Source organism: Aquabacter sp. DMC10, assembly GCF_056314145.1.
The window spans coordinates 786,317-812,069 of record NZ_JBQUYX010000001.1 but is presented as its reverse complement, the minus strand read 5'-3'; the positions used below and the strand labels follow the sequence as shown (position 1 = coordinate 812,069).

Annotated in this window: 26 protein-coding genes; 14 read left to right on the top strand and 12 right to left on the bottom strand. The window is 67.6% G+C overall.

Annotation, left to right across the window (positions count from 1 at the left end):
- Positions 1 to 29: 29 nt before the first annotated feature.
- The 5 genes from ACT54L_RS03675 (at position 30) to ACT54L_RS03655 (ending at position 1,569) form a co-directional block, all read left to right on the top strand.
- Positions 30 to 233 (top strand): hypothetical protein, encoded by a 204-nt coding sequence (locus ACT54L_RS03675; RefSeq protein WP_476084176.1) that lies wholly within the window; start codon positions 30 to 32, stop codon positions 231 to 233.
- A 98-nt stretch (positions 234 to 331) separates the two neighbouring features.
- Positions 332 to 619 carry a hypothetical protein gene (locus tag ACT54L_RS03670; protein ID WP_476084174.1) on the top strand — a complete coding sequence of 96 codons (288 nt, stop codon included), beginning with the start codon at positions 332 to 334 and terminating at the stop codon, positions 617 to 619.
- Between the two features lie 43 nt (positions 620 to 662).
- Positions 663 to 953, top strand: a complete 291-nt coding sequence (locus tag ACT54L_RS03665) for a hypothetical protein (RefSeq protein WP_476084173.1) — start codon at positions 663 to 665, stop codon at positions 951 to 953.
- 44 nt (positions 954 to 997) lie between these two features.
- Positions 998 to 1,234: a hypothetical protein gene (locus ACT54L_RS03660; protein WP_476084172.1), complete on the top strand. Its 237-nt coding sequence runs from the start codon at positions 998 to 1,000 to the stop codon at positions 1,232 to 1,234.
- Between the two features lie 110 nt (positions 1,235 to 1,344).
- Positions 1,345 to 1,569, top strand: coding sequence for a hypothetical protein (locus ACT54L_RS03655; RefSeq protein WP_476084171.1), 225 nt, complete (start codon positions 1,345 to 1,347; stop codon positions 1,567 to 1,569).
- A gap of 60 nt (positions 1,570 to 1,629) precedes the next feature.
- Here the strand turns inward: ACT54L_RS03655 and pyk are convergent, their stop codons facing one another.
- Together pyk and ACT54L_RS03645 are read right to left on the bottom strand one after the other, a co-directional pair.
- A complete protein-coding gene (pyk, locus tag ACT54L_RS03650; protein ID WP_476084170.1) occupies positions 1,630 to 3,051 on the bottom strand; it encodes a pyruvate kinase in 1,422 nt (473 codons plus the stop codon).
- A 46-nt stretch (positions 3,052 to 3,097) separates the two neighbouring features.
- Positions 3,098 to 3,592 carry a DUF1036 domain-containing protein gene (locus ACT54L_RS03645; RefSeq protein WP_476084169.1) on the bottom strand — a complete coding sequence of 165 codons (495 nt, stop codon included), beginning with the start codon at positions 3,590 to 3,592 and terminating at the stop codon, positions 3,098 to 3,100.
- Positions 3,593 to 3,834: 242 nt separating this feature from the next.
- Between ACT54L_RS03645 and ACT54L_RS03640 the strand changes: the two genes are divergently transcribed.
- Positions 3,835 to 4,161 carry a DUF1244 domain-containing protein gene (locus ACT54L_RS03640; protein WP_476084168.1) on the top strand — a complete coding sequence of 109 codons (327 nt, stop codon included), beginning with the start codon at positions 3,835 to 3,837 and terminating at the stop codon, positions 4,159 to 4,161.
- Between the two features lie 213 nt (positions 4,162 to 4,374).
- The gene (locus tag ACT54L_RS03635; RefSeq protein ID WP_209100931.1) at positions 4,375 to 4,638 is read left to right on the top strand and encodes a DUF2312 domain-containing protein; all 264 of its coding nucleotides are present in this window, start codon (positions 4,375 to 4,377) and stop codon (positions 4,636 to 4,638) included.
- 54 nt (positions 4,639 to 4,692) lie between these two features.
- Here ACT54L_RS03635 and nadC read toward each other — a convergent pair whose 3' ends face one another.
- The 5 genes from nadC to ACT54L_RS03610 all read right to left on the bottom strand — a co-directional run bounded on the left by nadC (position 4,693) and on the right by ACT54L_RS03610 (position 10,093).
- Positions 4,693 to 5,553 (bottom strand): carboxylating nicotinate-nucleotide diphosphorylase, encoded by an 861-nt coding sequence (gene nadC, locus ACT54L_RS03630; protein WP_476084167.1) that lies wholly within the window; start codon positions 5,551 to 5,553, stop codon positions 4,693 to 4,695.
- Positions 5,553 to 7,088, bottom strand: coding sequence for an L-aspartate oxidase (locus ACT54L_RS03625; RefSeq protein WP_476084166.1), 1,536 nt, complete (start codon positions 7,086 to 7,088; stop codon positions 5,553 to 5,555). Before ACT54L_RS03625 ends, nadC begins: the two co-directional genes overlap by 1 nt.
- Before the next feature lie 5 nt (positions 7,089 to 7,093).
- Positions 7,094 to 8,086, bottom strand: coding sequence for a quinolinate synthase NadA (gene nadA, locus ACT54L_RS03620; protein WP_476084165.1), 993 nt, complete (start codon positions 8,084 to 8,086; stop codon positions 7,094 to 7,096).
- A gap of 193 nt (positions 8,087 to 8,279) precedes the next feature.
- Positions 8,280 to 8,996 (bottom strand): LytR/AlgR family response regulator transcription factor, encoded by a 717-nt coding sequence (locus ACT54L_RS03615; RefSeq protein ID WP_476084164.1) that lies wholly within the window; start codon positions 8,994 to 8,996, stop codon positions 8,280 to 8,282.
- Entirely contained in the window at positions 8,981 to 10,093 is a 1,113-nt protein-coding gene (locus ACT54L_RS03610) for a sensor histidine kinase (RefSeq protein ID WP_476084163.1), read from the bottom strand. Before ACT54L_RS03610 ends, ACT54L_RS03615 begins: the two co-directional genes overlap by 16 nt.
- 232 nt (positions 10,094 to 10,325) lie before the next feature.
- Here ACT54L_RS03610 and ACT54L_RS03605 point away from each other — a divergent pair, with 232 nt between their 5' ends.
- The gene (locus ACT54L_RS03605) at positions 10,326 to 15,515 is read left to right on the top strand and encodes a Calx-beta domain-containing protein (protein ID WP_476084162.1); all 5,190 of its coding nucleotides are present in this window, start codon (positions 10,326 to 10,328) and stop codon (positions 15,513 to 15,515) included.
- 313 nt (positions 15,516 to 15,828) lie between these two features.
- Positions 15,829 to 17,619 carry a PHA/PHB synthase family protein gene (locus tag ACT54L_RS03600; protein ID WP_476084161.1) on the top strand — a complete coding sequence of 597 codons (1,791 nt, stop codon included), beginning with the start codon at positions 15,829 to 15,831 and terminating at the stop codon, positions 17,617 to 17,619.
- A 113-nt stretch (positions 17,620 to 17,732) separates the two neighbouring features.
- Here the strand turns inward: ACT54L_RS03600 and ACT54L_RS03595 are convergent, their stop codons facing one another.
- Together ACT54L_RS03595 and mbfA are read right to left on the bottom strand one after the other, a co-directional pair.
- Entirely contained in the window at positions 17,733 to 18,716 is a 984-nt protein-coding gene (locus tag ACT54L_RS03595) for a zinc-dependent alcohol dehydrogenase family protein (RefSeq protein ID WP_476084160.1), read from the bottom strand.
- A gap of 115 nt (positions 18,717 to 18,831) precedes the next feature.
- Positions 18,832 to 19,809, bottom strand: coding sequence for an iron exporter MbfA (gene mbfA / locus ACT54L_RS03590; protein ID WP_476084159.1), 978 nt, complete (start codon positions 19,807 to 19,809; stop codon positions 18,832 to 18,834).
- 173 nt (positions 19,810 to 19,982) lie between these two features.
- Here mbfA and ACT54L_RS03585 point away from each other — a divergent pair, with 173 nt between their 5' ends.
- The 4 genes from ACT54L_RS03585 (at position 19,983) to ACT54L_RS03570 (ending at position 22,682) form a co-directional block, all read left to right on the top strand.
- Positions 19,983 to 20,171: a DUF3008 family protein gene (locus ACT54L_RS03585; RefSeq protein WP_476084158.1), complete on the top strand. Its 189-nt coding sequence runs from the start codon at positions 19,983 to 19,985 to the stop codon at positions 20,169 to 20,171.
- A gap of 59 nt (positions 20,172 to 20,230) precedes the next feature.
- Positions 20,231 to 20,878, top strand: a complete 648-nt coding sequence (locus ACT54L_RS03580; RefSeq protein ID WP_476084157.1) for a TetR/AcrR family transcriptional regulator — start codon at positions 20,231 to 20,233, stop codon at positions 20,876 to 20,878.
- Between the two features lie 103 nt (positions 20,879 to 20,981).
- Positions 20,982 to 22,220, top strand: coding sequence for an FAD binding domain-containing protein (locus tag ACT54L_RS03575; RefSeq protein ID WP_476084156.1), 1,239 nt, complete (start codon positions 20,982 to 20,984; stop codon positions 22,218 to 22,220).
- A gap of 18 nt (positions 22,221 to 22,238) precedes the next feature.
- Positions 22,239 to 22,682, top strand: coding sequence for a cupin domain-containing protein (locus ACT54L_RS03570; protein ID WP_476084155.1), 444 nt, complete (start codon positions 22,239 to 22,241; stop codon positions 22,680 to 22,682).
- A gap of 7 nt (positions 22,683 to 22,689) precedes the next feature.
- Here the strand turns inward: ACT54L_RS03570 and ACT54L_RS03565 are convergent, their stop codons facing one another.
- The 3 genes from ACT54L_RS03565 to ACT54L_RS03555 all read right to left on the bottom strand — a co-directional run bounded on the left by ACT54L_RS03565 (position 22,690) and on the right by ACT54L_RS03555 (position 24,750).
- Entirely contained in the window at positions 22,690 to 23,172 is a 483-nt protein-coding gene (locus ACT54L_RS03565) for a flavin reductase family protein (RefSeq protein ID WP_476084154.1), read from the bottom strand.
- A gap of 151 nt (positions 23,173 to 23,323) precedes the next feature.
- Positions 23,324 to 24,046, bottom strand: a complete 723-nt coding sequence (locus tag ACT54L_RS03560; RefSeq protein ID WP_476084153.1) for a glutathione S-transferase family protein — start codon at positions 24,044 to 24,046, stop codon at positions 23,324 to 23,326.
- Positions 24,043 to 24,750, bottom strand: a complete 708-nt coding sequence (locus ACT54L_RS03555; protein ID WP_476084152.1) for a glutathione binding-like protein — start codon at positions 24,748 to 24,750, stop codon at positions 24,043 to 24,045. The genes ACT54L_RS03560 and ACT54L_RS03555 overlap by 4 nt, the downstream gene beginning before the upstream one ends.
- Positions 24,751 to 24,907: 157 nt before the next feature.
- On the opposite strand from ACT54L_RS03555, the gene ACT54L_RS03550 reads away from it, so the two are divergent.
- Positions 24,908 to 25,489 carry a TetR/AcrR family transcriptional regulator gene (locus ACT54L_RS03550; RefSeq protein WP_476084151.1) on the top strand — a complete coding sequence of 194 codons (582 nt, stop codon included), beginning with the start codon at positions 24,908 to 24,910 and terminating at the stop codon, positions 25,487 to 25,489.
- The last annotated feature ends 264 nt before the right edge of the window (positions 25,490 to 25,753 follow it).

Sequence of the window (25,753 nt, the reverse complement as noted above, 5' to 3'; positions counted from 1 at the left end):
TTTTGCGGCGCCTCCGCGGAGGTTGTGCCATGTCGGACCCTAAGATCGCGAAGACAGGCGAAGCCCAGATCAATCGGCAGCTGGATGAAGACGAGCTGGACCAGGTGTCTGGCGGCAACAGCATGCGTCATTACTTCTATCGCCTGACGCACACGAAGGTATCGCGCGGCAAGATGCTGCTCGATCAGTTCATGCAAGCTGTTCAGAGCACGCCCGGCGCGAAGAAGCGCTGACCAAGCGACCCCGGTCCACCTGCGTGGTTCGGAGGCGGGCATTGGCAACACGTGACCCAAAGGGGGCACGTCGGACAGGTCGTCAAAGGGGGGGCAGGATGGGCAAGGATCACGAACCGGACGGCCAGCAGGTCCTCGCCGCCCCCGCTGACGCACGGCCGATCAGCGACGAGATGGCGGAAGGCGCCGCCGGAGGCGGCTTTCTGGAGTTCTTGGACATGTGGGCAAAGAGCGGTGCCGGCTTGCCGGTCGGGCCAATCCTCCGTCCAGGTCTCATCGAGCCGCATGTCCCCCAGCCTGCCGATCCGGTGACCCCTCTTCAGACCGTTGTTCAGGGGGGCTGCCCCGTCCAGCTTTCGGGCACCCTTCCCGGCAAGGATCGGTGACCGGGGGCCACCGCTCCACCACCAAGCATCGAAGGAGAGGCACATGGGACACGACACCACGCCTGATCGCACGGAGGCCGTCGCGTCGGCAGATGCTGCGCCCATCACCGACGAAGCCGCCGAAGCTGCGGCCGGCGGCAAGACCTGGGGCTACGGGGATGTCATGCTGGCAATGAATAAGGCGCAGCTGGGCGATAGCTCGGAAGTGAATCAGCTTTTCAAGGATCTCGCTCCCAAACCCGCCACTGAGTCCCCACGCATCGCCACGATGGTGGAGGGCGCGTGCCCGGTGCAGATGTCTGGCGGCATCGGCGGGCGGTTCGACAAGCCTTGAGCCAGGGCTGGCGCGTCCCGGCTGGCTGAGACCGGAGAGACAGAATGGCCGACACGATCGTTCCGGCGGGAAAGGGCGCCGCGCAGGCGCCTTTGGACCCGGCAATGCTGACCGACGCGGAGACCGAGGCGGCCTCCGGCGGCGGGCTCCAGGAGATCTGGGAGGCCGCCAAGATGATTCTGCGCGGATCCGCGCGGGGCGACTTCTTCGGGGACGACAAGGCGCGCGACATTCTCAAGCCGAAGCCTTCTCCCCTCCGGACCGACGATGCCGGGCCATAAGCCCTGACGCGCGGCTCTGATTGGCCTCGTACCGCTCGCTCCGCCGTCCCCGCCCGACGAGGATGTGCGAGGCAGGCCGGGGCGTTCCAGGCTTGGACAAGGAGCGACATATGATGAAACGCGACGGGGCACCGCCCGCCATGGGTCCGGTTGAGGCCCAGCCCGATACCCCCTCCGGCGACGCCGTCGTGCTGACCGACGCGGCGGCCGAGGCCGCCGCGGGCGGCATGTGCGTCAATCACTCCGCTTTCCTCAAATGGGCTACAACCCATGACGAGAAGGGCAATGAGATCGACCCGCAGACCGGGCAGATTGTGAAAGCGGCCGGCCGTTGAGGCTTCCCTGGACGCAGGCGGCGCCGGCCGGAAGGCCGACCAGCGTCCGTGCGCCCGGGCTCAGCTTTCCCGGACGAAGGCGATGCGCATCATGTTGGTGGCGCCGGGCGTGCCGAAGGGGACGCCGGCCACCACGATGATGCGCTGGCCGGGCTTGGCGAAGCCGTCCGAAAAGGCGTTGCGGCTGGCCCGTTCCACCATGTCGTCCACGTCGTGGGCGTCCGCGGTGACGATGCAATGCACGCCCCACACCAGGGCCAGCCGCCGTGCGGTGGCCACATTGGGGGTGAGGGCGATGGTCAAGGGTTTGGGCCGCTCCCGCGCCACCCGCAGGGCCGTGGCGCCCGAGGAGGTCCAGCAGACGATGGCGCCGAGGTCCAAAGTCTCGGCGATCTGCCGGCTGGCGGCGGCGATGGCATCGGCCGTGGTGGCGTCCGGCTCGCAGCGCTGGGCGTTCAGCACCGACCGATAGGTGGGGTCGCGCTCCACCTCCTCGGCGATGCGGTTCATGGTGGCGACCGCTTCCACCGGATATTTGCCGGCCGCGCTTTCCGCCGAGAGCATGATGGCGTCCGCGCCCTCGAAGACGGCGGTGGCCACGTCCGAGACCTCGGCGCGGGTGGGCACCGGCGAGCTAATCATGGATTCCAGCATCTGGGTGGCCACCACCACCGGCGTGCCCGAGCGGCGGGCGGCCCGCGTCATCTGCTTCTGCACGCCGGGCACGCGCTCCAGCGGCATCTCCACGCCCAGATCGCCGCGGGCGACCATGAGCGAGTCCGACAATTCCATGATCTCGGCAAGCCGCGCCACCGCCTGGGGCTTTTCCACCTTCACCATCACGCCGGCCCGGCCACGGGCGATCTTGCGCGCCTCGGCCACGTCCTCGGGGCGCTGCACGAAGGACAGGGCGATCCAGTCGGCGCCCACTTCCAGGGCGGCGTCCAGGTCCGCCCGGTCCTTGGGGGTGAGGGCGGAGGATGGGATGGTGGTGTCCGGCAGGCTCACGCCCTTGCGGTCGGAGATGCGTCCGCCCACCACCACGCGCGTTACCGCACGGCCGGGGCTGACCTCCGTCACCTCGAGGCGGATCTTGCCATCGTCCAGCAGCAGGCCATGGCCCGGCTCCAGCGCTTCCAGGATTTCGGGATGGGGCAGGTGGACGCGGGTGGCATTGCCCGGCGCGGGGTCCGCATCGAGCACGAAGGTCGCGCCCGGCTCCAGCATTGCAAAGCCACCCTCGAAGGTGGCGAGGCGGAGCTTGGGGCCCTGAAGATCCACCAGGATGCCGATGGGCCGCGTGTGCTTTTCCTCGATGGCCCGGATGGCGGCCACGAAGGCGCGCAGCTTGTCGTGGGGCGTGTGGCTCATATTGATGCGGAATAGGTCCGCGCCGGCCACGAACAATTTTTCGATGATGGCGGCATCGGAGGAGGCGGGGCCCAGTGTGGCGACGATCTTGGTGCGGCGCTGGCGTCTCATGGCATCCTCCAGTTTCTTGGTCGGGGCGGACGCGGAACCGCGCCGCCTATTTGGGCCGTGTGGCTGGAATGGGCATCGGCACGCCGCCGGGCAGCGGCGGGGGCAAGGGGGCCTTGTCGGCCTGGGTCTGGTTCTGCTCGGTGAGCTGGACGGTCCAGGCCTTCTGCTGCTTGGTGTCCACCTCCAGGAAACCGGTGCGCTCGAAGCCGCGGGCGAGGCAATCCTCGGCGCCGCGAATGGTGAATTCCTTGTCACGGGTGCACATATAGGCCTTGCCGGACCATTCCCCGCCTTGGTCGTAATCTACCGCGTAAATGTAATAGAAACGTGCCACCAGATCGCCGCGCAGCAGCGTCTCGCAGGAATTGGAGGCCACGTTCCACCAGCCCTCCGTCATCCAGCCTTCATTGTCCTTGTAGCCGATGGCGATGCCGATACGGCTCTGGGTGCGGTTGCACAGCCGGAAGTCCGCCCACGCCGCCTGCGGCAGCAGCACGAGCGCCAGCGCAAAAAGCCCCGCAAGGGCGCGGAGCGAGGGCATGACGGGCAAATCAGGAAAGGGCAGGTGTCTCAGGCGCATCGGTTCCCTGATGTGCCCGCGCCATGGGCGAGCGTCAATGGCCGCGCAGGGCGGGACAACACGCGCGGGGCCCCGCGCGCCGGCTTTGTCGGCGGTGATCGGGGCAAGAGAGAGGCAACGGGTGTGGCAAGCCGAGGGCCGGGCTCGCCCCTCTTGCAGGGGGAGCCATGAGGCCCCAGCTTGCGTGCAGAAAGGACATGCCTATGAGCGAACACGCCGGCGCCCCCAGCGCTCTGACCGAGGTGGAGCGCGAGAGGCTGGAGGCCGCCGCCTTCCGCCGCCTCGTCTCCCACCTGCGCACCCGCACCGATGTGCAGAATATCGACCTGATGACCCTGGCCGGCTTCTGTCGCAACTGCCTGTCCAACTGGTATCTGGAAGCGGCCGAGGGGGCGGGCCTGCCGCTCACCAAGGCGCAGAGCCGGGAAGCGGTCTATGGCATGAGCTATGAGGCCTGGAAGGCGCTCCATCAGGTCGAGGCGACCCCGGAGCAAAAGGCGGCGTTGGCGCAGGCCAAGCCGTCGCATTGACGGCCGGCATCGGGCGGGGGAGGCGCCCCACGCTGCCCACAGGGGGTGGATAGCGGGGAAGCTTCCTTGACGCGGGCGCCGCGATTTGCGCTCTATCCAGCCTTCGCGCGGGGGCCTTGCGGCTTTCCCGCCCCGCTCAATTCAGGCGCGCCTGCCGATCCGTGCACAGTTTGCGGCTCGGCGGGGCGTCCGCAGGACCAGAAGGTTTCCCTCGTGACGGACGATGCTTCCGACGCCCCGGCAGGCTTTGCCAAGGAACAGCTCAAGTCTTTCATCGAGCGCATCGAGCGCCTCGAGGAAGAAAAGAAGGCCATTGCCGACGACATCAAGGATGTGTTCGCGGAGGCCAAGGCCAACGGCTTCGACGTGAAGGCCCTGCGCACCATCCTGAAGATCCGCAAGGAAGACGTGGACAAGCGGCGCGAGCACGAGGCCATCGTGGAGCTTTATCTCCAGGCCCTCGGCGTCTTCATGTGAGGCCATCCGTCCATGGGCGCGACCCATGGACGGTTTTCAGCGCTCCCGCGCCGCTCAGATGTCGTCCAGCCCCAGGTCGAGGATCGGGGCGCTGTGGGTCAGCCATCCGCAGGAGATGATGTCCACGCCCGAGGCGGCAATGGCGGGAACGGTCTGGGCGGTCACGCGTCCGGACGCTTCGGTGATGGCCCGTCCGCCGACCATCCGCACCGCCTCCTTGAGCGTGTCCGGCCCCATATTGTCGAGCAGCACCGCGTCGATGCCGACGGAGAGCGCCTCCTCCAATTGGGACAGCGTATCCACCTCCACCTCGATCTTAACGAGATGCCCCACATGGGCGCGGGCGCGGCGGATGGCCACCTGAACCCCTCCGGCCGCGGCCACATGGTTGTCCTTGATGAGGATGGCATCGTCGAGCCCGAAGCGGTGATTGGCACCACCCCCCGCCCGCACCGCATATTTTTCCACCGCCCGGAGGCCCGGCGTGGTCTTGCGGGTGCAAGTGATGCGGGCGTGGCCATGGGGGCGGGCGGCTTCCACCAGCACGGCGGTGGCGCTGGCGATGCCCGACAGGCGGCAGGCGAAATTGAGCGCCACCCGCTCGGCGCTCAGGATGGGTCGCGCCCGGCCTTCGATGCGCAGCACGGGCTCGCCCGCGGCGACATCTGAGCCATCCCCCTTCAGCACATCAATGGCCAGCGTCGGGTCCATCAGCCGAAAGGCCTGGATGGCAAGGTCCAGTCCCGCCACCACGCCCTTTTGCCGGGCGGCCATGTGCACGGCCATGCGCGTGTCGGCGGGGATGACGGCCTCGGTGGTGATGTCGCCGGCCCGGCCGAGGTCTTCCAGGAGCGCCGCGCGCACCAGGGGTTCGGTGAGAAGGGCGGGCAGGGGATCAAGCATTCTGGAGCTCATCAGACGGCCTCCCGGAGCGGGTGCGCCCCGTGCGCGGCAAGGCGGGCGGTGGCGGCGGACAGGGTGATTTCGCTATGGCGGGGCGCGCCGGTCGCGGGATGGTCGGCGCGGAAATGGCCGCCCCGGCTTTCGGTGCGCTCCAGCGCGCCGAGGGTGACCAGCGCGGCCACCAGAGCGGCGTCGTCCTCGCCCATGCGGGGGGCGAGCAGCCGGAGGGCGCGCAAAAGGCCCTCTTCGTCGCGCACCACGCCCACGTGCCCGTCCATAAGGGCGCGGACCGGCTCGATGGACCGCGCGGGGGCGCCGAGGGCCGCCGCCGAGGCCGGCGTCACCGGGGTGCCGGACCCGGCGGGCGCGGACCTGTGGGCGATGTCGTCGGCGATCCATTTGGCATAGGCCAGCGCCTCCAGCAGGGAATTGCTGGCCAGCCGATTGGCGCCGTGAAGCCCAGTGGAGGCCACCTCGCCGCAGGCATAGAGCCCGGCGAGGGAAGTCCGGCCCGCCCCGTCCACCTTGATGCCGCCCATATGATAATGGGCCGCCGGACGAACGGGGATGGTGTCCTTCTCGGGATCGATGCCGTTGGTGCGGCACAATTGGGCGACCGAGGGGAAATGGCGCGCAAAGTGGGCGCCGAGTGCCGGGCGGGCGTCCAGGAACACCCGGTGGCCGGCGTGGATGCGGGCATGGATGGCGCGAGCCACCACGTCGCGCGGGGCCAGTTCCCGGCCCGGTACGTCCGCCATGAAGCGTTCGCCCGTCTCGTCCACCAGGATGGCGCCGGCGCCCCGCAGGGCCTCGGTGGCCAGTGGCATGGGATCGCTCGCGGCGGCGATGGCGGTGGGGTGGAACTGCACGAATTCCAGGTCCCGCAGCACCGCGCCCGCCCGCGCCGCCATGGCAAGGCCTGAGCCGACAGCGGTACGGGGATTGGTGGTGGAGGCATAGAGTCCGCCCATGCCGCCGGTGGCGAGCACCACGGCGCGAGCGGGCAGATGCACCAGCCGGCCCCCGCCGTCGCGGCACCAGAGGCCCTGGACCTGGCCATCCCGCACGTCCAGCCGGACGGCCAGGAGGTCGGTCCGCCGGCTGATATGCGGCGCCTGGCGGGCCTGCGCCACCAGCCCTTCCAGCACCGCCCGCCCGGTGGCATCCCCATTGGCATGGACGATGCGGGAGCGGCCGTGGGCGGCTTCCAGCCCCAGCGCGATGGCGCCATGGGCGTCGGTGTCGAAGCTGATGCCGAGGGCGGCAAGGCGGGCGATGATGGCAGGGCCTTCCGCCGTCACGCGGGCCACGGGCGCGGCCTCGCACAGGCCGGCGCCGGCGGCATGGGTGTCGGCGGCGTGAAGGGTGGGGTCGTCGTCCGCTCCGATGGCGGCGGCGATGCCGCCCTGGGCGAGGGTGGTGGCGGCATCGGCGCTGACGCCGGTGGGCGCCACGACGAGCACGGGCAAGGGCGCCAGCGCCAGGGCAGTGGCCGCCCCCGCTATGCCCGCCCCGACGATGAGGATGCGATCGTTCGGGTCGGCCATGGCGCTCACCGGATGGCCAGCATGCGCTCGACCGAGGCGCGGGCGCCGGGGATCAGCGCGGGGTCGACGGTCACTTCCGGCGCCAGTGTTTCCAGTGCCCGGCGGATGTTGGCGAGCGTGATGCGCTTCATATGCGGGCACAGATTGCAGGGCCGCACGAAGTCGATCTCGGGATAATGAACCGCCACATTGTCGCCCATGGAGCATTCGGTCACCAGCGCCACCCGCTCCGGCCGGTTGTTGGCGACGAAGGAGACCATCTCGGCGGTGGAGCCGGCAAAGTCGGAGGCGGCCACCACGTCCGGCGGGCATTCGGGATGGGCGATGACGGTGACGTTGGAATAGGCATCGCGGATCTCGGCAATGTCCATGGGCGTGAAACGCTCATGCACCTCGCAATGGCCGTTCCAGGTGATGATCTCCACCTGCGTCTGGGCGGCGATGTTGCGGGCGAGATACTCGTCCGGGATCATGATGACCCTGGGCACGCCGAGCCCTTCCACCACTTTGAGGGCATTGCCCGAAGTGCAGCAGACATCGGACTCGGCCTTCACCGCCGCCGAGGTGTTCACATAGGTCACCACCGGCACGCCGGGATGCCGTGCACGCAGGGCGCGCACGTCTTCGGGGGTGATGCTCTCGGCGAGCGAACAGCCGGCCTTTTCGTCGGGGATGAGGACTGTCTTGTGCGGGTTCAGGATCTTGGCCGTCTCGGCCATGAAATGGACCCCGGCGAGCACGATCACGTCGGCATCGGTGGCCGCCGCCTCGCGGGCCAGGGCCAGGCTGTCGCCGACGATGTCGGCAACCGTGTGGAAGATTTCGGGCGCTTGGTAATTGTGCGCCAGCAGGATGGCGTTGCGCTCGCGCTTGAGGCGCAGGATCGCTTCCACGTCGTCGGCGAGGAGGGACCATTCCATGGCCGGCACGTGGCGCCGCACCTTGTCATAGAGATGGGGCAAGGGCAGCGCCCGCTCCGGGGAAGCCTGGTGCAGCATGGTGGTTCCTCCCATATGCTCAATTTGAGTATATTTGGCGTCAAAAAATGAGCCGAAGCGAAGTCGGCTTTCTTTCTTTATGCTTAGATTGAGCATAATGGGGCGTCAAGGGGGCATGCTCATATTGAGCATTTAGCAGCCGCGCCCGGTGGATTGGGGCAGCGGCGCTTGCAAGGGCGGGGCATGCCCGGCTTCAGCGCGCCGAAGCCATGGCCTCGCGCAGGCGGGCGGCGGCGGTGCGGCCGATCTGCACCGGGTCGGGCAGGCCCTGGAAGGAAAGGAACACGTCATCCCGCGTGCGGGCATCGATCCGACGCAGACGGTCGCGATTGATGAGAATGGAGCGGTCAAGGCGCAAAAAGGGAGGGTTGGGCAGTTGCGTCTCGAACTGCGACAGGGAGCGCAGGATCATGACGGCCGGCTGGTCCGCCAGCAGCACGCGGCAGAAATCCCCTTCCGCCCGGATGGCGCACAGGTCCGCCGGCGCGGCGAGAACGGTGCGAGAGGGCGTCCGCAGCTCCAGCACACCGGCTTCCTCGCCCCCCTCGCGCGGACCCGCCACCAGCGCCCAGACCCGGTTCAGCGCCTCGTCGAAGCGCTCCTGAGTGATGGGCTTCAGCAGATAGTCCACGGCGCGCACCTTGAACGCCTCCACCGCATATTGGGGATGGGCGGTCACGAACACCACCAGCGGCGCCGGGGAGAGCGTGGCGAGGAGATCGAACCCGTCCCCTTGCTCCAGTTCGATGTCGAGCAGCATCACGTCCGGTCGCTCGCGCGCCACCAAGGCGACGGCGGCCGACGCCGTGTCGGCTTCCCCCGCGACGACCACCCGCGCGTGGGGCTTGAGCAGGCGCCGCAGGGCGCGGCGGGCCAGCGGTTCGTCGTCGACGATCACGACCCGGAGCATGGCGGACCCTCCAAGATCAGTTCCGCGGTCACCACCCGATCTCCCTCTCGCGCAGCACGCCCCGGCGAGATGGACCGTTCGCCCTCGCGGAGCCGGAACCGATGGCGCGCGGGATAATGGAGGGCGAGCCGGCGCCGCAGATTGGGAAGCCCGATGCCCGGCCGCAGCCGGGTCGGCCGCTTGCGCTCCGCAAGCGTGCCGGAGTTTTCGATCCGCACCTTCAGGGCCTCGCCCTCGGCGAGGATGGAGACGGTCAGCCGCAGGCCGTGGCGGCGGGTGCCGTGCTTGATGGCATTTTCCACCAGCGGCTGGAGCAGGAAGCTCACGATGGGCCGGTGCCGGGTCTCCGGCGCCACCAGGAGGCGGGCCGTAAGGCGCTCCCCGAACCGGGCCTCCTGGATCTTCAGATAGGCCGAAAGGGCCTCGGCCTCCGCGGCGACAGTGGTGATGGGCTCGCCAATGCTGTCCAGGGAGTGGCGCAGATAGGTGCAGAGCTGGTTCAGCATGCCCAGGGCGGCTTCGGGATGCTCGGGAATTTCCTCCGCCACGCCGTTCAGGGCATTGAACAGGAAGTGGGGATCGAGCTGCAGGCGCAATTGCATCAGCTCCGCCCGCAGGGCTTCCGCTTCCGCTTGGACGGCCCGCTGGTGCTCGGCGCGGCGCCGCCATTCCGTGCGCACCCAGAAATAGGCGAAGCTGGCACCGCAGACGACGGTAAAATAATAAATAAGCGGGGCGAAATATTCCTGCATGGGCCGCCAGGCGGGTATGTCCCACCCCATGGCGTGGCGCAGGCCATAGATGGCGGTGATGATGAAGAAGGCGGCGAGGAATGAGGCGCCGATCACCCTCAGAGCGGTGCCCAGCGACATGTCCTGGGTGAAGATGCTCTGGTGGTAGAAGGCGCGCAGCAGGATTGTTGCGCCGGCAAACAATGCGACGGACACCAAAGTAAGAACGGCGGAAATGGTCGGGTCGCCGTACGTGACGAGGCGGATCACCAGGTCGATGACGATGAAGGCGGCCCATCCCGCCAGTTCCACCCTATTGAAGGGGGTGGTGTTCAGCCAGCGGCGCCGGATCATCTCGACAATCAAGGCTCGTCCCTCGGGCCCAGGTGCGGGTGGCGTCGGGGCCGTCCGCCCGACGCAGAGGAATAAAGCAATACGGGTGGCGGGCAAGGGCTGTGGGCCATCCTGCGCTCGGTGTCTGCCGGTTCCGTCGAGTATTTCGCCAGGATGGTCGAATGGGACCGCCGGGCTTGTGCCCCGCGGCCACGCCCGCGTCTAGAACCCTTCCCTAGGTAAGACACCCTGACGGAGAAGGCACATGGCCAGCGTGAGCAACCAGGCGGCGTCCACCGGGCGGGTCTTTGCGGTCAATCCCGGCGGCCCCGACATTGTCGGCTTCGACCCGGCCAGGGATAAGCTCGATCTGGGCGATTATTCGGTCCACAACTTCATCATCGTCGATACCCCGCAGGGCGTCGGCTTCATGAATCCCTGGTCCGGCGACGTGGCCATCGTGCAGGGCGTGTCGCTGGGCCAGCTGACCATCGACAGCTTCACCCCGATCCAGAACGACCATCTGCGTCAGGATGTGAGCGGCGCGCTCGCCTGGGAACACGGCATCGTCCAGGCGCCCCACACCGTTTATGCCCGCTCCCATGAGATCGGCCAGGTGGACCGGGTGAGCTTCGATCCCGCACAGGACATCGTGGACTTCCGGTATTTCGGGACCCGCGAGCAGATCTATATGACCGACAGCGCCGAAGGCGTGGTGATCTCCAATTCGGGCACAGGTCAGGCGCTGATTCTGCTGGGCGTGAAGGTGTCCGACCTCACCATCCAGAATTTCCTGTTCCATTCCGCCCAGGTCTATGAGGACCGGGTGGCCCAGCAACTGGGCTTCACCGGCACCGTGCCTGCCTCGCAGGTGCTGGCGCGTGATATTCCCATTGCCGGCACCGAGGCCTGGCCGACGGAAGCCGGGCACGGCGCGCCGCCGAGCGGGCAGGCGGGAACCACCTATGCCATCGCGTGGCACTACGGCACCAACACCACGCTCGATTTCCATCCCGCCACCGACAAGCTGGACTTCGGCTGGTTCAAGGCCAGTGAGTTCTCGGTCACCGAGGCAAACGGTTCCGTCATCATCACCATTGAGGGCAACAAGCAGACCTACACCTTGCCCGGCGTCACCCTCTACGCGCTCGACCTCAGCAATATCGTCACCCTGGACGCTTCGGCCCGCAAGGAATGGCAGGGCCTGCTGGATGCCGCCACGCCTCCGGCCACCTTGCCCACCCTCTCGGTGGACGATGCCAGCGTGGCCGAGGGCCAGTCGGGCACCACGCTCCTGACCTTCACCGTGCATCTGTCCGCCGCCGCCGCGACCCCGGTCTCTGTGAGCTATTCCACTCTGAACGGCACGGCGACCGCCGGCACGGACTATGTGTCGGCCGTGGGCAGCCTCACCTTCGCCCCCGGCGAGACCACCAAGACCGTTCAGGTGAGCGTGCGCGGCGATGCGCAGGTGGAGGTGGACGAGACGGTGACCCTGCAATTGTCCGCCCCGGTCGGCGCGACGCTGAAGGACGGCACCGCCATCGGCACCATCCGCAATGACGATGTGGATACCGCCCCCACCACGCCGCCCAAGATCTCCATTGCCGACCTCGCCGTGAGCGAGGGCAATGGCGAGCATATGCACTTCATGTTCACAGTGACGCTGGACAAGGCCTCCAGCGAGACGGTGACGGTGCAATATGCAACCGCCGACGGCACCGCCAAGGCCGGCTCGGACTATAAGGCGGTGACGGGCACCGTGACCTTCCCGCCGGGCGTGACCTCCCAGATGGTGCATGTGGACATTCTCGGCGACACCACCGTGGAGGCAAACGAGACCTTCACGGTCACCTTGTCCGCACCCTCCGGGGCTACACTTGCAGATGGCGTCGCCATCGGCACCATCGTGAATGACGACGTGGCGCCGGTTCTGCCCACCTTGTCCATTGCCGATGCCTCCTTTGCCGAGGGCTCGGCGGCGGCGCCCGGCAAGGGCAGCTTCGTGGTGACCCTTTCCGCCGCGTCCACGACGCCCGTGACGGTGAAGTACGCCACCTCCGATGGCACCGCCACGGCTGGCAGCGACTATACGGCGAAGACGGGGACGCTGACCTTCGCGCCGGGCGAGACCCAGAAGACCATCACGGTGGCCGCCATCGGCGATGCCAAGGTGGAGGCAAACGAGACCTTCACGGTCACCTTGTCCGCGCCTTCCGGGGCCACCCTGGCGGACGGTGTCGCCACCGGCACCATCGTGAATGACGACGTGGCGCCGGTTCTGCCCACCTTGTCCATTGCCGATGCCTCCTTTGCCGAGGGCTCGGCGGCGGCGCCCGGCAAGGGCAGCTTCGTGGTGACCCTCTCCGCCGCGTCCACGACGCCGGTGACGGTGAAGTACGCCACCTCCGATGGCACCGCCACCGCTGGCAGCGACTATACGGCGAAGACGGGGACGCTGACCTTCGCGCCGGGCGAGACCCAGAAGACCATCACGGTGGCCGCCATCGGCGATGCCAAGGTGGAGGCGAACGAGACCTTCACGGTCACCTTGTCCGCGCCTTCCGGGGCCACGCTTGCAGACGGCGTCGCCACCGGCACCATCGTGAATGACGACGGGGCGCCGGTGCCCGCGGGCGACGTGGCCTATGTGGTGCGCGATGATTGGGGTGCCGGTTTCGTGGCCGACATCAAGGTGGAGGCCGGCAGCACCGCGCTGAAGGGGTGGACGGTGGAGTTCGATGCCGCCTTCACCATCACCAACATCTGGAATGCGGTGATCGTCAGCCATGTGGGCAATCATTATGTGATCCAGAATGCCGCGTGGAACGGGACGCTGGGCGCGGGCAAGCAGGCGGCCTTCGGCTTTCAGGCCAGTTCCGGCAGCGCGGGGCACCAGGCTTCAGGCTTTCTCCTGAATGGGGCCGCGGTGGGCGGCGATCCGGTGCCCGTGCTCCCCGCGCTCACCATCGCCGATGCCTCGGTGAGCGAGGGACAGTCGGGCACCAAGGAGCTGGCCTTCACCGTTTCCCTCTCGGCGGCGGCGACCGCCCCGGTGACGGTGGCCTATGCCACCGCCGACGGCACCGCCCGCGCCGGCTCCGATTATGCCGCGCAGACCGGCACCTTGACCTTCGCGGCCGGAGAGACCTCCAAGGTCATCAAGGTCCTGGTGTCCGGGGATACGGTGGTGGAGGGGGACGAGACCCTGACGCTCACCCTCTCCAAGCCCTCCGGCGCCACCCTGGCCGACGGCGTGGCCACCGGCACCATCCTCAATGACGACGTGGCGCCCTTGCCCACGCTTTCCATTGCCGGTGCAAGCTTTGCCGAGGGCAGCGCTGCGAGCCCGGGCCATGGCACCTTCGTGGTCAGCCTGTCCCAAGCGGCGTCCAGCGCCGTGACCGTGACCTTTGCAACCGCCGATGGCACCGCCCTCGCAGGCAAGGACTATGTGGCGCAAACCGGCACGCTCACCTTCGCGGCGGGGGAGACGCAGAAGGTCATCCAGGTGGCGGCCATCGGCGACGGGACGGTGGAGCCGGACGAGAGCTTCAAGGTCACGCTGTCCGGCGCCAAGGGCGCCACCCTCGCCCAGGCCACCGCCACCGGCACCATCACCAATGACGACGTGGCGACGCCCACGACGCCGACGCTCAACATCTCCGACACGCGGGTGACCGAAGGCGATCCGGGTAAGGGCGCGGCCGCCTCCGGCTGGTTCAGCACGTCCGGCAACCAGATCGTGGATGCGCAGGGCCATTCGGTGCAGATCGCCGGGGTGAACTGGTTCGGCTTCGAGAGCTCCAACCTCGCGCCCCACGGCATCTGGACCCGCAGCTACAAGGAGATGATGGACCAGATGGTGGATCTGGGGTTCAACACCATCCGCCTGCCGTTCTCCTCCGAAATGCTGCACAGTTCGGCGGCGCCCAACGGCATCGACTTCTACAAGAACCCCGATTTGAAGGGCCTCAGCGCCCTGCAGATCATGGACAAGATCGTCGATTATGCCGGCCAGATCGGTATGAAGGTCATTTTGGACCATCACCGCTCGGATTCCGGCGCCGGAACGTCCGACAACGGCCTCTGGTACAACAGCAAATACACCGAGGCGGGCTGGATCTCCGACTGGCAGATGCTGGCCGCCCGTTATGCCAATGACTCCACCGTCATCGGCGCCGACCTTCACAATGAGCCCTATAACGGCACCTGGGGCGGCGGGGGCGCCAAGGACTGGGCAGCGGCCGCCGAGCGGGCCGGCAATGCCATCGGCGCGGTCAATCCCAACTGGCTGATCTTTGTCGAGGGCGTCGGCAGTTACAAGGGCAACGACTATTGGTGGGGCGGCAACCTCATGGGGGTGCGCGACCGGCCCATCGACCTGGATGTGAGCAACAAGCTGGTCTACTCCGCCCACGATTATCCCAATTCGGTCTATGCCCAGCCCTGGTTCAAGGCGTCCGACTTTGCCGACCATCTGCCGGAGAAGTTCGACCAGATGTGGGGCTATATCTACAAGGAGGGGATCGCCCCCGTTTACATCGGCGAGTTCGGCACCAGCCTGACCGATCCCAAGGATACGCCCTGGCTGAAGGCGATCACCGCCTATCTGTCCGGCGACTTCAACAATGACGGCGTCTCAGATCTGGCGCCCGGCACGACCGGGCCGGGCTGGACCTTCTGGTCCTGGAACCCCAATTCCGGCGACACCGGCGGCATCCTCAACAGCGACTGGACCTCGGTGAACACCGCCAAGCTCGCTTATCTGAAGCCCATCCAATTCGACTTCCATACCGACGTGCCCGACGGCAGCGATGAGGGACCCACGGTCTTCGCCCAGTTCGAGGTGAGCCTTTCGGAACCGGCGAGCCAGGCGGTGAGCGTCGACTATCACACCATGCCGGGGTCCGCCTCCGACACGGATTTCGTGGCCAAGTCCGGCACCCTCCAGTTCGCCGTTGGCGAGCAGACCAAGATCATTTCCATCCCCATCGTTTCCGACCTGAAGGCGGAGGGCGACGAGACCTTCACCGTCCTGCTCACCGATGCCCATGGCGCGATCCTGGGTGTCGCCAAGGGCACCGCCACCATCGTCGACAATGACGCGGCGGCGCCGACCCCGACCCAGCCCACCACCCCCGCGCCCACCGACCCCACCCCTTCCGACAGCCTGGATGCCGCGCTGAAGGTGGTGGACAGCTGGAGCAACGGCTTCAACGCCACCATCGTGATCGACAATGAGGGGGCGGCGGTGAAGGGATGGCAGGTCCATGTGGACATGCCCTACCAAATTGAGAACATCTGGAATGCCACGATCATCTCCCACGATTCCTCGGGTTATGTGATCGGCAACGCGGACTGGAACGGCGCGATCGGAACCGGCGGCGCGGTGTCGTTCGGCTTCGTCGGCATCGGCCATCTCGATCCTGCGCAGGTGGACCTCATCATCTGATCGTCCCGCTCCCCTTCCCGCGCCTTCGGGGGAACGGCGCGGGACGAGGCTCCAGGTGGATTATTCCGCGCAAAGCCTGGAGCCTCTTTCTCTTTTGCGTCCGCCCACGTCCCGCCTGCCGGCCGCCTTCTTGATATGGGGCAAGGTGAACGCCATCTCCTGCTGGCACTTAGAACGCCATCCGATCCTCCCGCTCCGCTGACTGGGGCGGGCTGATCGGCGCGAGGGCACGCCGCGCCGGGAAGACCGCATTTGCGCCTTCCTGCGTGTGGACCTTGGCCTCGTCCCCGATGGTCACCCGCAGGATGGATCCATGTCCGTACCCGTGCGCACTGCGCCTCCCGCCCTCCCGGAATCCGCGCCCGGCTTCGAGCCACCGCTGGGCGAGGAGGGCTTCCGCGCCTTCGACCGCATGGTGCAGGCGCTGGCGGCGCGGGGCACCGGGGGGCTCTCGCCCGTGTCGCTGGGCCTGTCCCTGATGGATTGGGGGGCGCATCTGGCCGCCGCGCCGGGCAAGCAGATGGAGCTGTGGTTCAAGCTCGCCCGCAAGGTGGCCCGTCTCCAGGGCTATGCCATGCGCGCCCGTCTCGATCCGGCCACGCCGCCCTGCATCACCCCTTTGCCGGGGGATGACCGATTCCGCGATCCGGCCTGGCAGAGCTGGCCCTACGGCCTGATGGCGCAGAGTTTCCTGCTGACGCAGCAATGGTGGCACAACGCCACCCGGGAAGTGCCGGGCGTGTCCGAGCATCACCAGGACGTGGTGTCCTTTATCGCGCGCCAGGCCCTCGACATGTTCTCCCCTTCCAACACGCCCTTCACCAACCCCGAGGTGCTGAGGCGCGCCAAGGAAACCAAGGGCGAGAATTTCATCCAGGGCGCGCGCAATTTCCTCGAGGACATGGCGCGCACCGGCAGCGGCCAGCCGCCCGTGGGCACGGAAAAGTTCGTGCCTGGCCAGGAGGTGGCGGTGACCCCCGGGCAAGTGGTCTATCGCAACCACCTGATCGAACTGATCCAGTATGCCCCCGCCACCCCCACGGTGAAGGCGGAGCCGGTGCTGATCGTGCCCGCCTGGATCATGAAGTATTACATCCTTGACCTGTCGCCGCAGAATTCGCTGGTGCGCTATCTGGTGTCCCAGGGCCACACGGTCTTCTGCATTTCCTGGCGCAATGTGACCGCCGAGGATCGCGACCTCACCCTGGATGATTACCGGCGCCTCGGCGTGATGGCCGCGTTGGATACCATCGGCGCCATCGTGCCGGGCGCGAAGGTCCATGCCACCGGCTATTGCCTGGGCGGTACGCTGCTTGCCATTGCCGCCGCCGCCATGGCTCGGGTGAAGGATGAGCGGCTCGCCAGCATTTCGCTCTTCGCCGCCCAGACCGATTTCACGGAGCCGGGCGAATTGCAGCTTTTCATCGACGACAGCGAGCTGCATTTCCTGGAAAGCATGATGTGGGACCAGGGCTATCTGTCCGCCGACCAGATGGCTGGCGCGTTCCAGATGCTGCGCTCCAACGACCTGGTCTGGTCACGGATGGTGCGTGACTATCTCATGGGCGATCGGGCCCCCATGATCGACCTCATGGCCTGGAACGCGGATTCCACCCGCATGCCCTACCGCATGCATTCGGAATATCTGCGCGAACTTTTCCTGCGCAATGACCTCGCCACCGGCCGCTACCTGGTGGATGGTCATCCCGTCGCTCTGCCGAACATCCGCGTGCCCATCTTTGCGGTTGGCACCGAGCGGGACCATGTGGCGCCCTGGCACTCGGTCTACAAGCTCCATTACCTCACCGACACGGACGTGACCTTCGTTCTGGCGAGCGGCGGGCACAATGCTGGCATCGTCAGCGAGCCCGGCCATCCCCATCGCCATTATCGGGTGCGCCGCCATGTGGCGAGCGACCCTTACATCGGGCCGGAGGAGTGGTTTGCCGCCACCCCGCCCACGGAGGGCTCCTGGTGGTCCGCATGGCAGGGCTTCCTGTCCGGCCATTCCTCCGCCGAGGTGCCACCGCCGGCCATGGGCGCCCCGGAGGCGGGCTATCCGCCCCTCATGGCGGCGCCGGGCAGCTATGTGATGCAGCGCTGAGCGAGGCCCCCTTTATCGCTTCAGCATGTCCATGAAGCGCTGAAGCGATCTAACTCTTTGTTTTGAGAGCCATTTCCTTCACGCGAAGCGGTCCCGCTTCGCTCGGCAATGCCCTATGGCACCAGAACGGCGGCGCCCTGGAGGCGCCCCGCGCGCAGGTCGTCGAGGGCGGCATTGGCCGCCTCCAGCGGATAGGGCGTCACCTCGGTCTTGATGCCCACCTGCGGGGCGATGGCCAGGAAGTCGTGGGCATCCTTGCGGGTGAGGTTGGCCACCGAGAGGATCTTTCGTTCTTCCCACAGCCAGCGATAGGGAAAGCTGGGAATATCGCTCATATGGATGCCGCCGCATACCACGCGTCCGCCCTTGCGCACCGCCCGTAGCGCCGCCGGCACCAGGGCGCCCACGGGCGCGAAGAGGAGGGCGGCGTCCAGCGGCTGCGGCGGCGCCTCGTCCGAGCCGCCCGCCCACACCGCGCCGATGCGGCGAGCAAAGTCCTGGGCCGCCCCGTCGTCCGGGCGGGTGAAGGCATAGATCTCCCGTCCCTGCCAGAGCGCCACCTGGGCGATGATATGGGCGGCGGCGCCGAAGCCATAAAGACCGAGCCGCTTGCCCTCGCCCGCCATGGCCAGGGTGCGCCAGCCGATCAGCCCAGCGCACAGGAGCGGCGCCAGCTCAGCGTCCGTTCCGGTTTCGCCCAGCGGATAGGCAAAGCGGGCATCGGCCACGGTCAGGCTGGCAAAGCCGCCATTGCGCGTATAGCCGGTGAAAAGTGGGTGGTCGCAGAGGTTTTCCTCGTCCGCCCGGCAATAGGGGCAGCATTGGCAGGAGCGGCCCAGCCAGCCGACCCCCACCCGCTCGCCAAGCGCCAGGTGGCTGACGCCTTCCCCCAGCGCCACCACCCGGCCGACGATCTCGTGGCCGGGAATGAGGGGCAGGGCTGGTTCGGTCAGTTCGCCGTCCACCACGTGAAGGTCGGTGCGGCAGACGCCGCAGGCGCCCACCTTGATGAGCACATCGCCCGGGCCTGGTTCCGGGTCCGGCAGGGTGCGCAAGGTGAGAGGCGCTCTGGCCCTGTCCAACACCATCGCCCGCATGGCCGCCTCCTGTGCCTCTCGGGCCAGCCTGACGTTGACCGACGGCCGGGGCCATGATGTGGCTCAAGAGCTTGCGGGGCTTACCGGCCTTCCGTGTTCAGGAGGACCGACGCGGTCAACTTCCGCCGATCAGGATGCCGGCGGCCAGAACCAGGGCGCCGCCCACCACCACCTGCACCACGGCGCGCAGGAACGGGGTTTCCATGTAGCGGTTCTGGATCCAGGCAATGGCCCACAATTCCACGAACACGATGACACAGGCCACTGCCGTCGCGGTCCAGAATTCCGGGATCAGATAGGGCAGCGCATGGCCGAGGCCGCCGACGGCGGTCATGATGCCGGAGGCCAGCCCGCGCTTGAGGGGCGAGCCGCGGCCGGAGATGACACCGTCGTCATGCGCGGCTTCCGTGAAGCCCATGGAGATGCCCGCGCCCACGGCGGCGGCAAGGCCCACCAGAAGCGTGGTCTGGGAATTCTGGGTGGCGAAGGCGGTGGCGAAGATGGGGGCGAGGGTTGAGACCGAGCCGTCCATCAGGCCGGCAAGGCCAGGCTGCACCCAGGTGAGAACGAACTGGCGGCGGGCCTTCTCGCTCTCCTCGGCGCGCACCTCTTCCGGTCGGTTGGCTGCTTCCAGCGCCTCGGCGGTGGCCTGGTGGCCCTGCTCCTGGCCGGCCAGATCGCCGAGCAGGGCGCGGGTGCTGGTGTCGGTGGCCCGCTGCGCGGCCTTCAGGTAGAAGTTGGCGGCATCTTCTTCCATCCGGCTGATTTCGCTGCGGATGCGCTCGATGCCCAGATTTTTCACCAGCCAGACCGGGCGGCGGGCGTAATAGCCCGACACATGCTCGCGCCGGATGAGGGGAATGTGGCTGCCAAAGCGCCGCTCGAACTCGCCGATCAGGGCGCGCCGATGGCGGCCCTCTTCTTCCGCCATGCCTTCCAGCACGCGCGCCGTGGCCGGATATTCCGCCCGCACCGCCTCGGCATAGTCCGCATAGATGCGGGCATCGTCCTCTTCCGAGGAAATGGCGAGGGCGAGAATTTCCTTCTCGCTCAGGTCGGAGAATTGGCGGCGGGCAGCGAAGCCAGGGATCATGATGGCATGCCTAGTTTGTAATAATTCCAGCTTATTACCATATTGTGCGTCGATGGTATGACGATGTTGCCCTGCTCCCCCTCGGTCCATGCATATCCGGCACGGGCGCCGCGCTGAAACCAAGCCCGCCGCCCCGCGTTCCCTTGGCATGACCCACCAGCCGGGAGACCGTCATGCCCGCAAAGTCCAAGGCCCAGCAGAAAGCGGCGGGAGCCGCCCTGTCCGCCAAGCGCGGCGACCAGAAGCCGTCCGACCTGAAGGGTGCGTCCAAGTCCATGTATGACAGCATGGACGAGACGGAGTTGGAGAAGATGGCGTCCACCAAGCGGGCCGGAAAGCCGGAGCATGCCCACAAGGGCTGAGGCTGCGCGCCGATGGCGGCCTGTGCTATGGCGGGACAAACAGGACCGTATCGCACCTCATGCCGCAGCCCCGTCCGCCAGGCCCTCGGCGCCTCGATCCCAAGGCGCGGGAGGCTGCCATCCTCCGCGCCGCCATTTCCTTCTTCGCGCGCCACGGCTTTGACGGCACCACGCGGGACCTCGCCGCGGAGGCCGGGGTCACCCAATCGCTGCTCTACCGCTACTTCCCCAGCAAGGAGGCCCTTCTGGACCGGGTCTATGAGGAGGTGTTCCTCATGCCCTGGAAGCCGGAATGGGAAGCCCAACTTGCGGATCGCAGCCTCTCCCTGGAGTGCCGGCTGGTGCGCTTCTACCAGGACTATTCCCGCCTCCTGCTGACCCACGAATGGGTGCGGCTGTTCATGTTCGCGGGCCTGAAGGGCTTGGATTTCAACGCCCGTTACCTGACCTTCCTGCGCGGTGCCGCCTTCGACCGGGTGGCGCGGGAAATCCGCCACGAGCGCGGCCTGCCGCTGGCGCCGCCGGTGCGGGACGAAGAGGTGGAACTGATCTGGGGGCTTCACGCCGCCATCTTCTATCTGGGGGTGCGGGAGTTCATCTACGGCATGCCGCGCCCGCCGGATTTGGACGCCGACATCGCCCTTCGGGTGCGCGCATTCCTGGCCGGGGCGCCGGAGGTGTTCGCGGAGCTGGCGCCAAATAAGTAATCAACCGATCAATAAGCCTTGACGGCGGCCCTTGGGTGGGTTTTGATTGATCAAACGATCAATATGCCGCCCGATCGGCAGGGCGGCCGCCAGGGAGAACATCATGGGCGGGAATAAGGCGGCGCCCCGGCGCGCCCTCATCATCGGCGGCTCCATGGCCGGGCTCTTCGCCGCGCTGCTGTTGCGCCGGGCCGGCTGGCAGGTGGATGTCTATGAGCGCACTGGAAGCGAGCTGTCGGCCCGCGGGGCGGGGATCGTTACCCATGCGGAACTGCTCGACCTCATGCATGCCTGCGGGGTGGATGCGGCCGATGCCCGGGTGGGCGTGCACGTGGCCGGGCGCCGGGTCTTCGCACGGGACGGGCGCCTGACCCACGAACTGCCGCTGGAGCAGATCGTGACCTCCTGGGGCCATCTCTACGCCCTGCTGCGCGCGGTGCTGCCGGACGAGGCCTACCACCACGGCTTCGATCTGGCGGCCGTGGAGGACGGCCCCGAGCGTGTCCGCGCCCATTTTGCCGACGGCACCACGGCGGAGGGGGACCTGCTGGTGGGGGCCGACGGCATCTATTCCACGGTTCGCGCCCAGTTCCTGCCGAAGGTGGAACCGGTCTATGCCGGCTATATCGCCTGGCGCGGCATGGTGGGCGAGAGCGAACTGAGCGCCGCCACCCGCGCGGACCTCTGCGATCATTTCGCTTTCACCTTGCCGGCCACCGAGCAGATGCTTGGCTATCCCGTTGCCGGTCCCGATGAATCCATGGAGCGGGGCCAGCGGCGCTTCAACTTCGTGTGGTATCGCCCCGCGCCTGCCGACGTCCTCCACGATCTGCTGACCGACAGCGAGGGGGTCGCCCACCCCGTATCCATTCCCCCCAACCGCATCCGCCCCGAACTGGTGGAGGCCGCCCGGCGCGCGGCCTATGAGATCCTCTCGCCGCAGTTCGCCGAGGTGGTGGCGCGCACCGCCCAACCCTTCATCCAGGTCATCCGCGACCTGGAGAGCCCCAGGCTCGATCTGGGTCCCCATACGGTCATTCTGGGCGATGCGGCCTTCGTGGCGCGGCCCCATGTGGGCATGGGCGTGACCAAGGCGGCCAGCGATGCGGCAGAGCTGGTGGCGGCGCTGGAGCGGCATGATGCCGACATGTCCAGCGCCCTCAAGGACTTCTCACAGCGGCGCGTGGCGTTCGGCGCGGCGGTGGTGCGGCGGGCGCGGCGGCTTGGCGCCTACATGCAGACCGAGCCCCTGAGTGCCGAGGAACGCGCGGCCGCAGAGCACCATCGTCAGCCGGAATGCGTGATGGCGGAGACCGCCGTCTCCACTGGCATAGCCGCTTGAAAATACGGGAGAAACGCCATGGGGCAGCATGTGATCGAAGCCTGGCCGGAGGCCCCGAGCGGCTGGGATGCCGCGCGGCGGGCGGAGTTTCAGGCGCGGGCGGGGCTCGGGCAGGTGGGCTCGCGCCTGGTGTCGCAGACGGAGCGGGTTCGGGTGTGGCATCTGGCCCTGAAGCCAGGTGAGCGCATCGGCTTCCACACCCATGTGCTCGACTATTTCTGGACGGCCGTCACCGGTGGCGCGGCGCGCTCCCATTATGCGGACGGGCGCGTGGCAGAAGTGACCTATGCCGCTGGCGATACACGGCATTTCACCTTTCCGGCGGGCGGCTTCATGATCCACGACCTGGAAAACACGGGGGAGACCGACCTCGTTTTCACCACGGTGGAGTTCCTGGACAGCGCCAATGCGCCGCTTCCCCTGCCGCCGGAGGTGACGGCTCAGGGGCAGCGGGCGGCCTGAGGGGCGGTCAGCTCTCGTGCAGGCGGCGAAAGCCGCCGCGGTGATAAACCAGCGGGGCATGCCCACGATCTTGTAGGGCGGTGACTTCGCCCACATAGATCTCGTGGTCGCCGCCGGCATAACGGGCATAGACGCGACATTCCATATGGGCCGCCGTGTCGGCCAGGACGGGCGCGCCATTGAGGCCGGGGGCATGGTCGACGCCGGCGAACTTGTCTTCGGACGGGGTGGCGAAGCGGCGGCCGAGGCCTTCCTGGTGCTCGGCTAAGATATTGATTGTGAAGACGTTGCTGGCTCGGAACGCGGCGAGGCTCGGGGCCTTCAGGGCGAGGCTCCACAAGATGAGGGGCGGGTCCAGGGAGACCGAGTTGAAGGAATTGATGGTCAGCCCCACCGGCCGGCCGCCGGCGCCGAGGGTGGTGACCACCACGACGCCGGTGGCGAAGGCGCCGAGAACGTCCCGGAAATGCCGCGGAAGAAGGGGGTTCAAGGTTTCCAGGTCCGATGACACGTGCGCTATTCCTCGGCAGCCTCGCTTCGGCCACCTTGGCGGCATCGGACACCGATTTCAAACCCTGATCCCCAACCTCTTCCCCCCGCCAGCCGGTCCGCCGGGGCAGGGCGCCCCGGCGGGTAGCAGGTCAGGCGGCCAGCCCGCAGTCCTTCGGGGTGGGCGCCCGGCGGGCGAGGCCATCGAAAGCGTCCAGCATCCGCTCGCGCCAGGCCTGGATGGGATCGGCCTCCTCCAGCACCTCCAAATCGGAGACGCAGCGGATCCACATGAAGACGCCGAAGGCGGCATAGTCGCCATAGGCATGGGTGTCGCCGCACACGAAGGGCTGGTGCTGGAGCATGGCGCGCAGGGGCGTGAGCGTCTGGCGGAAGGCGGCGATGCGCGCCTCCAGGTCGCCGGGCACCTCTTCCAGGGCCTTGCCGAACCGCTTCTCGCGGGAGGTGCGGAAATAGTCGCGGTCCTCCTGCGCGATGCGGCGGTAGATGGTCAGCATCAGGGCCGGGGCGATGGTGGCCATGGGGCCGGTATCGGCCCAGCTGTTGACGAAGCGGGCAAGGCTGCGCCCCATCGCGCCGCCGAACAAGGAGGGGCGGTCGGGATAGCGGTCTTCCAGATGGCAGGCGATGCGGAAGGAATCGCTGATCGCCTCGCCCTGGTCCACCAGCACCGGCACGGCGCCCTGGCCGGAGAAGGCGATCTCCTCCTTCTGCGTGAATCGCCACGGCACGCCGTCCACGTCCAGCCCCTTATGGGCGAGCGCCAGGCGCACCTTCCAGCAATGGGGGCTGAAGCGCAGGCGCGGGTCGGCGCCGGCCAGTTCATAAAGGGTCAGGGGAGCGGCAGCAGTCATGCGGGGCCTCCGGCCGGGAGCTGGGCGGTCTGGTTGAAGAGGAGGCTGCGGGAGGCCTCGCTCACGGTGGGCACGGTATTGATGGAGCCGGCGATTTCATAGGTCTTGACCACCGAGGGGCGGGCGGAAATGGCCTCGAACCAGCGCTTCACGTTGGGGAAATCGTCCAGGTTCTGCCCGTGCCGGGCATGGGAGCGCACCCAGGGATAGGCGGCGATGTCGGCGATGGAAAAGTCGCCGCCCATATAGTCCGCCACCGCCAGCCGGCGGTCGAGCACCCCGTACAGGCGGTTGGCTTCCTTCACATAGCGCTGGGCGGCATAGGGCACGTGCTCGGGGGCATAATGCAGGAAGTGATGGGCCTGGCCGGCCATGGGGCCAAGGCCGGCCATCTGCCAATAGAGCCATTCCAGCGTCTGGAAGCGGGCGCGGGGCGCCTTGGGCAGGAGCTTGCCCGTCTTGTCGGCGAGATATTCCAGGATGGCGCCGGATTCGAACACCGAAAGGGGGCCTGCCCCATCTTGCGGCGCATGGTCGATGATGGCGGGGATGCGGTTGTTGGGGCTCACCGCCAGGAAGTCCGGCTTGAACTGGTCGCCGGTAGAGATGTTGACCGGGGTGATCTTGTAGTCGAGCCCCAATTCTTCCAGCGCGATGACGATCTTATGGCCGTTGGGCGTGGTCCAGTAGAGCAGTTCGATCATGCCGTCCTCCCAGAGCGGGCATCGGGCCTTCGGGAGGCGGAATGTCGCCCTCTTGGAAGGTCCCTTGCCCCGTGGCATGCTTGACATGAGTGTCAAGTTTGACGCTTGTGTCAAGAATGAACTGCCAGCCGAAAAGGCGGGCGCGCGAGGGGCGACGATGGCGGGTGTGCGGCGGTTCGAGGAGGACGAGGTGCTGGCGCGGGCCGAGGCGGTGTTCCGCCGCAAGGGCTTCGAGGCCACCTCCATGTGCGACCTCGCCGAGGCCACCGGCGTGCAGCGGGGCAGCCTCTACAACGCCTATGGCGACAAGGAAGCCCTGTTCCTGCGCGCCTTCGAGGCCTATGAGGCGCGCATCATCGGCGCGGTGGCGGAGGCGTTGGCCGGTGCGCCGGGCGCCGCCGGCCTGGAGCGCCTGTTCGAGACGCTGATCGCCAACATGACCTTCAACGACGCTGCGCGCGGCTGCCTCACCACCCGGCTGGCCGCCGAGGGGGATCTGGCGAGCCCCAAGGTCGCCGCGCGCGTGCGGGCACTTCTCTCCCGCCTTGAGACCGCGATCGGCACCGCCCTGGAGCGGCCCGCCGCCCGCGCCGGCCTCGCCCTGCCGCCGCCAGAGGCGGCGCGCCTCATCGTGACCTTCACGCGCGGCCTCGCCGTGATGGAGCGCGTCCACGGCGACGCGGAACGCCTGCGTGCGACGGGGCAGGACATGGCGCGGCTGCTGTATCCGGCGGGGTGAGGGGGGAGCGCTACCGGACTGACCAGCGGCGGACCCATACACCTTGCTCGGTCATGCCCGGGCTCGTCCCGGGCATCCACGGCCATCCGCTCGTGCGACGCCGGAAAGGGCGCGCCCGGTCATTCTCTGTGGATGGCCGGGACAAGCCCGGCCATGACAGCTGAAGAGGGTGCATCGGGCCTTGCGTGATGGCGCAAGTGACGGGAGAGACGTGACAAACGGCTCGCGGCCCATTCCAGGACACGCGCCGCGACTTATCCCTCC